The following is a 12463-nucleotide window of genomic DNA, read 5'->3' as shown; positions in this document are numbered from 1 at the left end:
CTATGGCACGCTGCCGACCGGCATGGCCGCGGGCGCGCCGGGCTCTGGCGTGCTGCGCAGGTGGACGTCCAGCTGGTTGTACGGAATCTCGATGCCGGCGGCCTGCATCGCGGCCAGCGTGCGTGCGAACAGGTCACTGCGCAGCGCCCCCCACGTGCCGATGTCCTGCGTCCAGGCACGCATCACGAAGTTCAGCGCGCTGTCGCCATAGCCCGTCATCTGTGCAAAGGGTGGCGGCTGCTCCGCAATGCCCGGCGTGGCGCGCGCCGTGGCCTCCAGCAGCGCCAGCACCTGCGCCGGGTCAGAGCCGTAGGCCGCGCTGATGGCCACTTCGAAGCGCCGGCTGCGGTCGAACATGGTCCAGTTCGTCAGGCTGCCGCTCACCAGCAGGCCATTGGGCACCACCACGTCGGCGCCGTCGTAGGTGCGGATGGTCGTGGCACGCAGGCCGATCTCGCGCACGGTGCCCGCGACGGTACCGACCTCGACCATGTCGCCCGGTTGGATCGGGCGCTCGAACATCAGCACCAGGCCCGACACGAAGTTGTTGACCACGTTCTGCAGCCCGAAGCCGATGCCCACGCCCAGCGCGCCGAACACCAGCGCAAGCTGGCCGACCTTGAAACCGGCAGCCGACAGCGCCACCAGCACACCGAGCAGCAGCACGCCGTAATAGCTCAGCGATGCGATGCTGTTGCCCGCGCCCCGCGGCAACCCGACATGGCCGGGCAGCTCGTCGCGCAGCAGCCGCCGGACGGCGCGCGCCGCCCAGTAGGCGATCCAGATGGAGACGGCGAACGCCAGAACGTCGCCCAGGTGCAACGACACTTCGCCGACGTCGATGCCGAGGTCCAGCACGGCGGTGCCCATGCTGCGCAACGGCCTCAACACGCGAAACCGGTCGAGTGCGTAAAGCAGCCAGCCCAGCACGGCGCCCAGTACCAGCAGGCGGATGCAGAAGGTCTGCACGAGCCGCTCGTGCTCGCGCACCAGGCGGCGGTTGGTCAGTTCAGGCTGACCCAGGAGGGCCTGAAGAATGCCGATGCATGCGGCCACGGCGGCATACAGGAGCAATGCCATGTAGCCACTGTCGATCACGCCGCTCGTGAGCATCTCCGCCAGCGAGACATTCCCGGCGATGTTGCAGGCCGCGGCCAGCGCAAGCACCGCCAATGCGGCCCAGCCGACCGGCCGCACGGCGCGCTGCAGCATGCTGTCGTGCGGCGTCGCGGTCGAGACGGGGTGGCGCAACAGCCAGACCGTCAGCCCCAACGCCAGGACATTGAGCGCGAGCAGGAACAGGCGGTAGAGCGCCGCGTCAGCGACCGCCGCCAGGGCCAGGCGGTCGAGCGCATACAAGGCGATGGCGACATAGGGCCAGGCGCCCAGCGCACGCAACATGCCGGCCGGCAACAGCCGCAGCACCGGAATCAATGCGAAGACCAGGGCCAACTCCTGCACCAGCAGCGGTGCGTCAGGCTCCAGGACGAGCACGGCCAGCATCGACAGCAGGAGCCACGACGAGATCGGGCGGCGCAGCGCGCGCGCTACGTGCTGCGGCGCAGCCGCGTCGGAGGCCGCGCGGCGGCTGCGCACCACCAGCCACACGATCAGCGGCAACAGCAGCAGTTGCACCACGCGCAGCGCCTGCTGGTTGCCGGTGTTGGCCGCGTGATAGTCCATCGCGAACTGGCGTTCGATCTGCAGGCCGCGCTCCATCCCGCGCCAGGCGGCCTCCGTGCCGACGCTGGGCCCCAAGCCTTGCCAGAGCGGCGGCACATCGGTTTGCAGCAGCCGCCGGTCGATGTCCTCGATGGCGAAGGCGACATCCGCGCTGCCGGCCTGGATGCGGGCCTTGAGCTCGCTGGCACGCTGCGCCAGGTCGAACTGCCGTGCAAGCGTGGCGCCGAGCGCGGCCTCGGAGGTGTCGATCTCCCCGAGCATGGCGTCGACGCGGGACGACATGGCGGGCGGCAGGCCGTCGAGCAGGCCGGCAGCGCGCGTGGCCGACCAGACGGCGCGACGCTGGGCCAGTTGCAGTGCACTGTCGGCATAGGGCGCCAGCGCGCGGCGTGCCTGCTCTTCCCACCGTGCAAAACGCCGGGCGTCGAATTCCCAGTGGCGGGCCAGGCTCTCCAGCCGCATGACGGGCAGCGAACGCAACGCGCCGCCGGCCGTGTTGTTGAGCTTGGCATCGACCGGGCGCGCGATGTCGTCCAGCGCGCGGCCCAGGCGGGCGGCCGGGTCCGCCGCCTGCAACAGTTGCTTGGCGCGGTCCACGCGCTGTTGATCCTCGTCTGCGCGGGCCAGGATGTCGGGCACCGCAATGGGACCGGCGACTGCCGCTGCAGCCGGTGCCGGCCCTGGCGCCGCTGCGTGTGCGACGGATGCGGACAGGCCCGCCAGCACGAGGGCCGCCCACAGCGGCTGGGCTGCCCGGACGAGCAACCCCCAACCGAGCCGAGCCAGGAGATTGGAGTTTTGACGCATGCGGGGACCGATTCTGCCTACCGCGCAGACGAATCCCTTGTCAGACAGCGCGACCGAATCAGCCCGGCGGCGCGTGGCAGACCGCCTCGACGTTGTAGCCGTCGGGGTCGCGCACGAAGCAGGCGTAGTAGTGCGGGTGGTAGACCAGCCGCAGCCCCGGCGCACCGTTGTCCGTGCCGCCGGCGGCCAGCGCGGCGCGATAGAACGCATCCACGCTCTTGCGGCTGTGGGCACGAAATGCGATGTGGATTCGCGGCTCGAGCGGCGTGCCTTCGATCAGATAGAACTCGCCGCCCGAATCATCGAAAGGCCCGGGGACGTCCTTGCCGTAGCCAACAGCGTCTCCGACATCGCGCCGCAGCACATACCCCAGCGCCGCCAGGACGGGTTCGTAGAAGCGCTTGCTGCGCGCGAGGTCTGCGACGTAGATGCCGGTGTGGTCGATCATGACGGCAGTATCTCTCCAACGCGCCTGCGAGGCGGACGCAGGCGTGTGGGCTGACAGCGCCGTGGCACCCCACCCGCCACAATCCCCGCACATGCAGACATTGACCCGCCGCCAGCTCGCGCTGCTCGTTCCCCTCACGCTGGTGTGGGGCCTCAACTGGCCGGTGATGAAGCTGGGCGTGACGGACTTTCCGCCGCTGAGCTTTCGCGCGCTGTCGCTGTGGATCGGCCTGCCGGTGCTCGGCCTGGCGCTGGTGGCGATGAAGGTGCCCTTCCGCATTCCGCGCCGCCACTGGCCGGAGCTGCTGTGGCTGGCGGCCACCAACATGTTCGTCTGGCACGCCTGCATGATGCTGGCGGTCAAGGAACTGTCGAGCGGGCGCTCGGCGATCCTCGGCTACACCATGCCGATCTTCTCGGCTGTCATCGGTGCCTGGCTGTTCTCCAACCGGCTGAGCGCGCGCGCCTGGATGGGCGTGGGCGCCGCCGCGCTGGGCGTGGCACTGCTGCTGTGGCACGAGCTCGTCGGTATGGCCGGCAAGCCGGGCTACATGGCGCTGGCACTGCTGGCAGCCGCGACCTGGGCGCTGGGCACGCAGCTGCTACGGCGCTCGACGATGCCGGTGCCCACGCTGGCGCTCTCGTTCTGGATGACCGCGCTCGCCGCTGTCGTGATCACCGTGCTGGCGACGGTGTTCGAGCGGCCGCAATGGAAGATGCCCGGCACCGTCGCCTGGGGGTCGATCCTCTACAACGCGGTCCTGATCTTCGGCTTCGCGCATGCTGCGTGGTTCTCGCTGGCGCGCGGGCTGCCGCCCATCGCCTCGACGCTCAGCGTGATGCTGATCCCGGTGCTCGGCGTCTTCAGCGGCGCGGTGTGGCTCGGCGAAGTGCTGCATTGGCAGGACTGGGCCGCGGTGGTGCTCATGGTCGTCGCGATCGGCGCGGTGCTGGCGCCCAGCCGTACGCGTTGATCGCATCCGCGGGCCGCCCCGGTGCCCTAGCAGGTATTGAAGCTGGCACTGTTCGTGCAAGCCCGATTGACACCAGATGCTTCATGCATAAAGTATTTACTTGTGAATGAAGTGGCTCCGCACAATGCCGGGGCCACATGCATCGAAGTGGTGCCAACCTGACCTAACCGGAGTCTTCCCATGCGCTCGAAGTCCACCAAGCCGCCCGTCGCGACCGCCCTGTCCCGCACGCTGCGCTCCCTGATGCTCGCGTCCGCCTTCGGCATGGCCGGCGCGGCATTGGCCGCCCCCGTGAAGGTGGGTCTGGCGCTCGACATCTCCGGCCCCTTCGCCGCCCTGGGCGCCGAAGCGCGTGACGGCTTCGCGCTGGGCATCAAGCAGCTGGGCGGCAAGCTCGGTGGACAGCCGGTGGAGTTCGTACAGGCCGACATGGCCGGCAGCCCTGACCAGGCCAAGCAGCTGGTCGACCGCATGATCCAGCGCGAGAAGATCGACCTGTTCTCGGGCCCGATCGGCTCGAACATCGCGATCGCCGTCGGCCCGACGCTGTTCGCCGCCAAGGTGCCGTACCTGTCGTCCAACGCCGGCCCCAGCCAGTTCGCCGGCGCGCAGTGCAATGCCTACTTCTTCGGCACCGCCTACCAGAACGACCAGTTTCACGAAGCCGCCGGCAAGTTCGCGCAAGACCGCGGCTTCAAGAAGATGGTGATGATCGCCCCCAACTACCCGGCGGGCAAGGACGCGCTGGGCGGTGCCAAGCGCCAGTTCAAGGGCCAGGTGGCCGACGAGCTCTACACCAAGCTCGGCCAGATCGACTACGCCGCCGAGCTCGCGCAGATCCGCGCGGCCAAGCCGGATTCGATCTACTTCTTCCTGCCCGGCGCGATGGGCATCAACTTCATCAAGCAGTTCGTGGGCGCGGGCCTGTCGAAGGACATCACGCTGGTCACCAGCGGCTTCTCGGCCGACGAGGACGTGATCGGCGCCGTGGGCGAGCCGATGCTGGGCCTGTTCAACACCTCGCATTGGGCGCACGACCTCGACAACGCCGCCAACAAGGCCTTCGTCGAAGCCTTCAAGAAGGAATACAACGGCCGCTACCCCTCGCTGTACGCCGCCCAGGCCTACGACGTGATCCTGGCGATGGACGCCGCCGTGAAGCAGGCCGGCGGCAACGCGCAAAACCGCGAAGCCGTGATCGCCGCCCTGAAGAAGGCCAACTACGCGTCGACGCGCGGCAGCTTCAAGTACGCGAACAACCACTACCCCGTCGAGAACTTCTACCTCCGCGTGATCGGCAAGGACGCGCAGGGCAAGATCACCAACAAGACGGTAAGCACCTTGTTGACCAACTACGGCGACACCTACTCCGACAAGTGCCCGATGAAGTAACCCCCCGAGGGGCTGGCCCACTTCGTGTGGCTGCGCCCTTCCCCCCTGCTGGGGGCAACACCTGCGGCCCGGCGGAGCCGGTTCCGCGGTGTTTCACGCATAAGTCATCCACCTGCCGTCAGGATTCATGACCGGTATTCTTTTTCTCGAGCAACTGCTCAACGGCCTCGGCTTCGGGCTCATGCTGTTCCTGCTGGCCGCCGGCCTGACGCTGGTGTTCGGCATCATGGACGTGCTGAACCTGGCACACGGCTCGCTGTTCATGTCGGGCGCGTACGTGGCGGCGCAGGCGCACCAGCAGAGCGGGTCGTTCGTCGCGGCCATCGCGCTGGCGGTGATCGTCACGGTCATCGTCGCGGCGCTGCTCGAAGTGCTGCTGATGCGCCAGCTCTACAAGCGCGATCACCTCGCGCAGGTGCTGGCGACCTTCGGCGTGATCCTCGTGGCCGACGACATCGTCAAGATGATCTGGGGCCCGTCGCCGGTGATGGCGCCCACGCCCGCCGCGCTGAGCGGCCCGATCGAGATCATCGACGGCCTGCCCTACCCGGCCTACCGCCTGGTCATCCTCGGCGCGGGCGTGGCGGTGGCGCTGGCGCTGTACCTGCTCGTCAACCATACGCGTGTCGGCATGCGGGTGCGCGCCGGTGCGTCGGACCGGCCGATGGCCGAGCTGATGGGCGTGCACGTCGGCCGCATCTTCAACGGCGTGTTCCTGCTGGGTGCGGCGCTGGCTGCACTGGCCGGTGCGCTGATGGGGCCGATCGTCGCGGTGCAGGTCGGCATGGGCGAACAGATCCTGATCCCCGCGCTGGTGGTGCTGGTCATCGGCGGCATCGGCTCGGTGCGCGGCGCCTTCGTGGCCGCGCTGCTGGTGGGCCTGGTCGACACCATCGGCCGCGCCTTCCTGCCGATGCTGCTGCGCGCCACGCTGCCGCCGGCCACCGCGGCCGACCTCGGCCCGCTCTTCGCCGAGGTCGCGATGTACGCGCTGATGGTGGTCGTCCTGATCTTCCGGCCCTCGGGCCTCTTCTCGGCCCGCGCATGAAAGCACGCTTCGTTCTTCCGCTGGTGCTGCTCGTCGCACTGGCCGCCTTCCCGCTGGTCGCGCCGCTCTTCGGCATGGAGTTCTACATCGGCTTCGTGCGGCGCGTGCTGATCATGGCGCTGGCCGCGGCCAGCCTCAACTTCATCCTCGGCTTCGGCGGCATGGTGGCGCTCGGGCATGCGGGCTTCATCGGTGTCGGTGCGTACACGGTGGTCGCCTTCGCCGACGCCGGCGTGATGTCGGCCTGGGTCCTGTGGCCGATGGCCGCGCTGGTGGCCGGCCTCGTCGCCGCACTCATCGGCACGGTGGCGCTGCGCACCCGCGGCGTGTACTTCATCATGACCACGCTGGCCTTCGCGCAGATGCTGTACTTCATCGCCGTGTCGCTGCGCACCTACGGTGGCGACGACGGCTACACGCTGCCCGCGCGGCCCACGCTGGGCCTGGGCATCGATCTCGGCAACGAGTCGACCTTCTATTGGGTCGTGCTGGTGCTGGTGGCGCTGGCGTTGGCGTGGATGCACCGCGCCACGCGCTCGCGCTTCGGCCATGCGCTGATGGGCATCCGCGACAACGAGACACGCATGCGCGCGCTGGGCTACCCGGTGTTCCGCATCCAGCTGGTGGCCTTCGCCATCGCCGGTGCGGTGGCGGGCCTGGCCGGCGCGCTGCTGGCGGGCGGCAACGGCTTCATCAGCCCGGGTGCGATGCACTGGACCCAGTCGGCGACGCTGGTGGTGATGGTCGTCATCGGCGGGCTGGGCCGCAGCTGGGGCGGGCCGGTGGGTGCCGCCGTGTGGCTGCTGCTCGAAGAGGTGCTCAAGCAGTACAGCGAGTACTGGCATCTGCCGCTGGGGCTGCTGCTGATCGCGGTCGCGCTGTGGGCGCCGAAGGGCCTGGCCGCGTTGTCGCGCAAGACGAAGGCGGTGAAGGCATGAGCCTGTTCCGCATCGAAGGACTGGTCAAGCGCTTCGGCGGCCTGCTGGCGACCGACCATGTGAACCTCACGGTCGACGCCGGCGAGATCCATGCGTTGATCGGCCCCAACGGCGCCGGCAAGACGACGCTGGTCAATCTCATCTCCGGCCTGCTGAAGGCCGACGCCGGCCGTATCTGGCTCGGCGACCACGACATCACGCCGCTCAAGGACCACCAGCGCGTGGGCGCCGGCCTGTCGCGCTGCTTTCAGGTGACGCGCGTGTTCGCGAGGGAGACGGTGCACGACAACCTGATGCTCGCGGTGCAGGCGCACGCGGGCAGCAGCCTGCGCTTCATGGCGCCGCGCGCGAACGAAAGCGAACTGGTGTCCAAGGCCGAAGCCTTGGCCGAGCGCGTGGGCCTGGCCGGCGAGCGCCATCGCATCGCCGGCACGCTGCCGCACGGCGCGCAGCGCGCGTTGGACGTGGCCCTGGCGTTGGCCGCGGGCCCGAAGCTGCTGCTGCTCGACGAGCCGATGGCCGGCATGGGGCCGGACGAGTCGGCGCGCATGGTGGCGCTGATCGAATCGTTGCGCAGCGAGATGGCGATCCTGCTGATCGAACACGACATGGACGCGGTGTTCCGCCTGGCCAACCGCCTCACGGTGCTGGTGCAGGGCAAGGTGCTGATGACCGGCACCGCCGACGAGGTGCGCGGCCACCCCGACGTGCAGGCCGTGTATCTGGGCACGGAAGCAGAGGGACATTCATGAGCAAGCTGCTCGAAGCGACCGGCATCGAGGCCGGCTACGGCGCGAGCCAGGTGCTGTTCGGCATCGACATCGACGTGAAGCCCGGCGAGGTGATGGCGCTACTCGGGCGCAACGGCATGGGCAAGAGCACGCTGCTGAAGGTGCTGACCGGTTCGCTCAAGCCGATGCGCGGCAGCGTGCGTTTCGAGGGTGCCGACATCGGCGGCGCGCGGCCCGACGCCATCGGTCGCCGCGGCGTGGCCATCGTGCCCGAAGGCCGACATGTGTTCCCGAACCTGAGCGTCGACGAGCACCTGCGCGCCTTCGCACGGCCCCGGGCCGGCGCGATGAAGCAGGCGCCACGCTGGACGGTCGATGCGCTCTACGGGCTGTTCCCGCGCCTCGGCGAACGCAAGGCCAACGCCGGCAACCAGCTCTCGGGCGGCGAGCAGCAGATGCTGGCCATCGCGCGTGCGCTGTCGACCCACCCCAAGCTGCTGATCCTCGACGAGGCCACCGAAGGGCTGGCGCCGGTCATCCGCGAAGAGATCTGGCGCTGCCTGGCCACGCTCAAGGCCGAGGGCGAAGCGATCCTGGTGGTCGACAAGTACGTGCAGCGCCTGCTGCCGCTGGCCGACCGGCACCTCATCCTCGAACGCGGCCGCGTCGTGTGGACGGGCGACTCCGCCGCACTCGACGCCGACCGCGGGCTCTGGACGCGTTACCTCGGCGTTTGAGCTTCAGCTGCCGCTGGGCGTGCTGTGCAAGGGCAGCGCGTTCAGCGGAATGCGCAGGTAGGCCACGCCGTTGTCGTCCGCCGGCGGAAAGTGGCCGGCGCGGATGTTCACCTGAATCGACGGCAGGATGAGCGTCGGCACCTCCAGCGTCGCGTCGCGCTTGATGCGCATCGCCACGAAGGTGGCCTCGTCGATGCCGTCGCGCACATGGATGTTGGCCGCGCGCTGTTCGGCCACCGTGGTCTTCCAGGCCGGTGCACGCGTGTCCGGCGGGTAGTCGTGGCACACGTAGACCACGGTCTCGGGCGGTAGCGCGAGCAGGCGCCGCATCGACGCGTAGAGCTGCCGCGCGTCGCCACCGGGGAAGTCCGCGCGGGCGCTGCCGAGGTCGGGCATGAAGAGCGTGTCGCCGACGAACACCGCGCCGTCGACCCGGTACGCCATGTCGGCCGGCGTGTGGCCCGGCACCCACAGCGCCATGACCTCGACATCGCCGATGCGGAAGGTCTCGCCGTCCTCGAACAGATGGTCGAACTGGCTGCCGTCCGGCGTGAAGCCCGCTTCGAGATGGAAGAGCTTGCCGAAGGTGGCCTGCACCGTGCGAATGTTCGCGCCGATGCCGATGCGCCCACCGACCTTCGCCTGCACATGGCGCGCGGCCGAGAGGTGATCGGCATGCGCGTGCGTTTCCAGAATCCAATCAACGTGCAGGCCCTCGCGTGCGACGCAGGCCAGCAGTGCGTCAGCCGCGCCGGTGTCGGTGTGGCCGGACTTCACGTCGAAGCCCAGCACCGGGTCGATCACCGCGGCGTGGCGGGTCGCGGTGTCCCACAGCACATAGGAGATGGTGCCGGTGCGGGGGTCGAAGAAACCTTCGGTGGCGGTACGTGCGGTCATGTGATGCTCCTGAGCGATGCGATTTTCAATCGATTGACTGATATTATATTTATCAACATAATATTGCAAACCAAATTGATCAAGCCCATGCCCAAACAACCCGTCCTCGATCCCGAAGCCCTGCGCGGCGCCGCCGGCCAGGCCGTCGGCGTGCTCAAGCTGCTGGCCAACCCCGAGCGCCTGCTGCTGCTCTGCCAGCTGTCGCAGGGCGAGATGTGCGTGAGCGACCTGGAACAGGCGCTCGACATCCACCAACCCACGCTGTCGCAGCAACTCGGCGTGCTGCGCGGCGAAGGCGTGGTGACGACCCGCCGCGAAGGCAAGAACATCTTCTACAGCGTGGCCGACCCGGACGTGCTGCAGATCCTCGCGCTGCTCTACCGCCTCTACTGTCCGAAGGAATGACGATGACGATCGACTGGCAACACTTCACGCCGTGGTCCGCGCTGGCGGGCGGCGCACTCATCGGCCTCGCGGCTGCGATGTTCGTGCTGCTCAATGGCCGCATCGCGGGCATCAGCGGCGTGCTGGGCGGGCTGCTGAATCCCACCCGCGGCGACATCGTCTGGCGCATCGCGTTCGTGGCGGGCCTGATTGCGGCGCCGCTGGCCTACCGGCTGTTCGGCGCGCTGCCGGTGCCACGCATCGACGCGGGCACCGGTGCGCTGGTGCTGGCCGGGCTGCTGGTCGGCGTGGGCACGCGCTACGGTGCGGGCTGCACCAGTGGCCACGGCGTCTGCGGGTTGTCGCGCCTGTCGCCACGTTCGCTGGTCGCCACGCTGGCCTTCATGGGCGCGGGCTTCGCCACGGTGTTCGTGGTGCGCCATGCCCTCGGTTTCTGAAAGGCGTCTCTCCATGCAGATCCTGACCTCCCTGCTCGCCGGCCTGGTGTTCGGCCTCGGCCTGATCCTCTCCGGCATGGCCGACCCGGCGAAGGTGCTCGGCTTCCTCGACCTCTTCGGCGCGTGGGACCCGTCGCTGGCCCTCGTGATGGGCGGCGCCATCGCCGTCGGCCTGCCGGCCTTCGCGTGGACCCGTCGCCGCGCGGTGTCGCTGCTCGGCGCGCCGATGCGCCTGCCGACGGCGCGGACCATCGATCGGCGCCTGGTCGGCGGCAGCGTGCTCTTCGGCATCGGCTGGGGTATCGCGGGGTTCTGCCCCGGGCCGGCGCTCGTCGCGCTCGGCATGGGCAAGACGCAGGCGCTGGTCTTCGTCGCCGCCATGCTGGCCGGCATGGGGGTCTTCGAGTTGATCGAGCGACGGCGCCGTGCAGCGCTGGCGTTCGCCGGCTGAGGTCGGCCCATGACGAGCACCGTCAGCTGGGTCGCCGCAGGGGCCACGATGGGCCTCCTCATCGTCTACGAGGCGGCCCTGGCGTGGGGCCATCGTGCGCAGCCGGCGGCACTGGCGCGCAACGGGCATGCCCTGCTGCGGGAAGACTGGTTCGCAGCGGTGTCCGCGCACCCCGGGTCGGAGATCCTCGCGGTGCAGACGCTGCGCAATTCGCTGATGTCGGCCACGATGACCGCATCGACGGCGGCCCTGGCCCTGATGGGCACGGCGACGCTGGCCGCGCCGTCGCTGCATGCGGCGCTCGAGCCAGCGTCCGGTGTGGCATGGCTCACGCCGCGCTTCATGCTCGAGCTGCTGCTGATGGCGCAACTCTTCGCGTCGCTCGTGCTGTCGGTGATGGCGGTGCGCTACTACAACCATGCGGGCTTCGTGAGCGCCATGCCGGTCGGCTCCGACGCGCGACGGCGCTGGAATGACGCCGGCCGAGTCTATGTGCGGCGTGCCGGCGTCCTCTACAGCTGGGGCCTGCGTCACCTGGTGCTGATCACGCCGGTGCTGGCCGGCATCGTCCACCCGTTGGCCGGGCCGGTGACCGCCGTGGTCGTGATGCTGGTGCTGACGGGCTTCGACCGCTTCGGCAGCGCGGAGCGGCTGACGGCGACGCGGGCCGCCCCGGCCGACGTCAGCGAACCACCAGCCCCTTGAGCGCCGGGTCGGCCGGTGGCGCGCTGAGCTTCATGTCTTTCAGCGTCTTCACCAGCAGCTGCGCGATCATCAGGTTGCGGTGCGTCTTGCTGTCGGCGGGCACCACGTACCACGGTGCGTTCTTCGTCGACGTGGCGTCCAGCAAGCGCGCGTAGGCGCGCTGGTACAGGTCCCACTTCTTGCGCGCGTCGAGGTCGCCCATGGCGAACTTCCAGTTCTTCGCGGGCTCGTCGATGCGCGCCTGCAGGCGTTCGCGCTGTTCGTCGGGGCCGATGTGCAGCATGCACTTGAGCACCACCGTGCCGGTCTCGCTCAGCAGGCGTTCGAAGTCGTTGATGTGCGCGTAGCGGCGCTGCGTCGCGGCCTTGTCGATCCAGCCTTCGACCACCGGCACCAGCACGTCTTCGTAGTGGCTGCGGTTCCACACCGCGATCTCGCCGGTGCGCGGCACCACCGCGTGGCAGCGCCACAGGAAGTCGTGGGCCAGCTCCTCCAGCGAAGGCGCCTTGAAGGCCGCCACGCGCACGCCCAGCGGCGAGGTGCGCGAGAACACCCAGCGGATGGTGCCGTCCTTGCCGCTGGTGTCCATGCCCTGCAGCACGAGCAGCAGCTTGCGCTTGCCTTCGGCGTGCAGCAGGTTCTGCAACTCATCGAGCTCCTGCGCCAGCTCGTCGAGCTGCGCGCGCTGCTCGCTCTCGCTGCCCTTGAGCAAGCGGCTGTCACCCGGGTCGATGTCGGCCAGGCGCACCTTGGCGCCGACGCGGTACTTCTTGAAGCTGGTCATGGTCGTCTCCCGGGTGCGTGAAAGGAG

At 69.1% G+C, this 12463-nt stretch carries 14 protein-coding genes; 10 read left to right on the top strand and 4 right to left on the bottom strand.

The window, feature by feature from the left end; translation table 11 throughout:
- Complete coding sequence (locus ACSFA0_RS03320) at window positions 1–2490, bottom strand: mechanosensitive ion channel family protein (RefSeq protein WP_435448817.1); 2490 nt, start codon at window positions 2488–2490, stop codon at window positions 1–3.
- Window positions 2491–2548: 58 nt separating this feature from the next.
- A complete protein-coding gene (locus ACSFA0_RS03315) occupies window positions 2549–2938 on the bottom strand; it encodes a VOC family protein (protein WP_435448816.1) in 390 nt (129 codons plus the stop codon).
- A gap of 91 nt (window positions 2939–3029) precedes the next feature.
- Between ACSFA0_RS03315 and ACSFA0_RS03310 the strand changes: the two genes are divergently transcribed.
- From ACSFA0_RS03310 to ACSFA0_RS03285, 6 genes are all read left to right on the top strand, one after another.
- Window positions 3030–3911 carry a DMT family transporter gene (locus ACSFA0_RS03310; protein ID WP_435448815.1) on the top strand — a complete coding sequence of 294 codons (882 nt, stop codon included), beginning with the start codon at window positions 3030–3032 and terminating at the stop codon, window positions 3909–3911.
- 180 nt (window positions 3912–4091) lie between these two features.
- Complete coding sequence (locus ACSFA0_RS03305) at window positions 4092–5303, top strand: ABC transporter substrate-binding protein (protein ID WP_435448814.1); 1212 nt, start codon at window positions 4092–4094, stop codon at window positions 5301–5303.
- Window positions 5304–5430: 127 nt separating this feature from the next.
- Window positions 5431–6351 carry a branched-chain amino acid ABC transporter permease gene (locus tag ACSFA0_RS03300; RefSeq protein ID WP_435448813.1) on the top strand — a complete coding sequence of 307 codons (921 nt, stop codon included), beginning with the start codon at window positions 5431–5433 and terminating at the stop codon, window positions 6349–6351.
- On the top strand, window positions 6348–7289 hold the full coding sequence (locus ACSFA0_RS03295; protein ID WP_435448812.1) for a branched-chain amino acid ABC transporter permease: 942 nt from the start codon (window positions 6348–6350) through the stop codon (window positions 7287–7289). Before ACSFA0_RS03300 ends, ACSFA0_RS03295 begins: the two co-directional genes overlap by 4 nt.
- Window positions 7286–8041 (top strand): ABC transporter ATP-binding protein, encoded by a 756-nt coding sequence (locus ACSFA0_RS03290; RefSeq protein WP_435448811.1) that lies wholly within the window; start codon window positions 7286–7288, stop codon window positions 8039–8041. Before ACSFA0_RS03295 ends, ACSFA0_RS03290 begins: the two co-directional genes overlap by 4 nt.
- 5 nt (window positions 8042–8046) lie before the next feature.
- Entirely contained in the window at window positions 8047–8757 is a 711-nt protein-coding gene (locus ACSFA0_RS03285) for an ABC transporter ATP-binding protein (protein ID WP_435450883.1), read from the top strand.
- 3 nt (window positions 8758–8760) lie between these two features.
- Here the strand turns inward: ACSFA0_RS03285 and ACSFA0_RS03280 are convergent, their stop codons facing one another.
- Window positions 8761–9654: an MBL fold metallo-hydrolase gene (locus tag ACSFA0_RS03280; RefSeq protein WP_435448810.1), complete on the bottom strand. Its 894-nt coding sequence runs from the start codon at window positions 9652–9654 to the stop codon at window positions 8761–8763.
- Window positions 9655–9741: 87 nt separating this feature from the next.
- On the opposite strand from ACSFA0_RS03280, the gene ACSFA0_RS03275 reads away from it, so the two are divergent.
- The 4 genes from ACSFA0_RS03275 to ACSFA0_RS03260 are packed head-to-tail and all read left to right on the top strand — an operon-like array spanning window position 9742 to window position 11652.
- Complete coding sequence (locus ACSFA0_RS03275; RefSeq protein ID WP_435448809.1) at window positions 9742–10059, top strand: metalloregulator ArsR/SmtB family transcription factor; 318 nt, start codon at window positions 9742–9744, stop codon at window positions 10057–10059.
- A 2-nt stretch (window positions 10060–10061) separates the two neighbouring features.
- Entirely contained in the window at window positions 10062–10496 is a 435-nt protein-coding gene (locus ACSFA0_RS03270) for a YeeE/YedE family protein (protein WP_435448808.1), read from the top strand.
- A gap of 13 nt (window positions 10497–10509) precedes the next feature.
- Window positions 10510–10947 carry a DUF6691 family protein gene (locus tag ACSFA0_RS03265; RefSeq protein WP_435448807.1) on the top strand — a complete coding sequence of 146 codons (438 nt, stop codon included), beginning with the start codon at window positions 10510–10512 and terminating at the stop codon, window positions 10945–10947.
- Between the two features lie 9 nt (window positions 10948–10956).
- Entirely contained in the window at window positions 10957–11652 is a 696-nt protein-coding gene (locus ACSFA0_RS03260) for a DUF599 domain-containing protein (protein WP_435448806.1), read from the top strand.
- On the opposite strand, the gene ACSFA0_RS03255 is transcribed toward ACSFA0_RS03260, so the two are convergent.
- A complete protein-coding gene (locus ACSFA0_RS03255; RefSeq protein ID WP_435448805.1) occupies window positions 11630–12436 on the bottom strand; it encodes a PPK2 family polyphosphate kinase in 807 nt (268 codons plus the stop codon). The genes ACSFA0_RS03260 and ACSFA0_RS03255 overlap by 23 nt on opposite strands.
- Window positions 12437–12463 lie beyond the last annotated feature (27 nt).

The organism is Variovorax restrictus (genome assembly GCF_051216715.1).
Classification (GTDB): domain Bacteria; phylum Pseudomonadota; class Gammaproteobacteria; order Burkholderiales; family Burkholderiaceae_C; genus Variovorax.
This window is presented reverse-complemented; position numbering and strand designations above follow the sequence as displayed.

Bases quoted from the DNA above. Each gene is read 5' to 3' on its own strand.
- ACSFA0_RS03290 (WP_435448811.1), top strand. From the start codon at position 7,286: ATGAGCCTGTTCCGCATCGAAGGACTGGTCAAGCGCTTCGGCGGCCTG.
- ACSFA0_RS03275 (WP_435448809.1), top strand. From the start codon at position 9,742: ATGCCCAAACAACCCGTCCTCGATCCCGAAGCCCTGCGCGGCGCCGCC.
- ACSFA0_RS03305 (WP_435448814.1), top strand. From the start codon at position 4,092: ATGCGCTCGAAGTCCACCAAGCCGCCCGTCGCGACCGCCCTGTCCCGC.
- ACSFA0_RS03300 (WP_435448813.1), top strand. From the start codon at position 5,431: ATGACCGGTATTCTTTTTCTCGAGCAACTGCTCAACGGCCTCGGCTTC.
- ACSFA0_RS03280 (WP_435448810.1), bottom strand. From the start codon at position 9,654: ATGACCGCACGTACCGCCACCGAAGGTTTCTTCGACCCCCGCACCGGC.
- ACSFA0_RS03260 (WP_435448806.1), top strand. From the start codon at position 10,957: ATGACGAGCACCGTCAGCTGGGTCGCCGCAGGGGCCACGATGGGCCTC.
- ACSFA0_RS03265 (WP_435448807.1), top strand. From the start codon at position 10,510: ATGCAGATCCTGACCTCCCTGCTCGCCGGCCTGGTGTTCGGCCTCGGC.
- ACSFA0_RS03295 (WP_435448812.1), top strand. From the start codon at position 6,348: ATGAAAGCACGCTTCGTTCTTCCGCTGGTGCTGCTCGTCGCACTGGCC.
- ACSFA0_RS03255 (WP_435448805.1), bottom strand. From the start codon at position 12,436: ATGACCAGCTTCAAGAAGTACCGCGTCGGCGCCAAGGTGCGCCTGGCC.
- ACSFA0_RS03270 (WP_435448808.1), top strand. From the start codon at position 10,062: ATGACGATCGACTGGCAACACTTCACGCCGTGGTCCGCGCTGGCGGGC.
- ACSFA0_RS03320 (WP_435448817.1), bottom strand. From the start codon at position 2,490: ATGCGTCAAAACTCCAATCTCCTGGCTCGGCTCGGTTGGGGGTTGCTC.
- ACSFA0_RS03315 (WP_435448816.1), bottom strand. From the start codon at position 2,938: ATGATCGACCACACCGGCATCTACGTCGCAGACCTCGCGCGCAGCAAG.
- ACSFA0_RS03310 (WP_435448815.1), top strand. From the start codon at position 3,030: ATGCAGACATTGACCCGCCGCCAGCTCGCGCTGCTCGTTCCCCTCACG.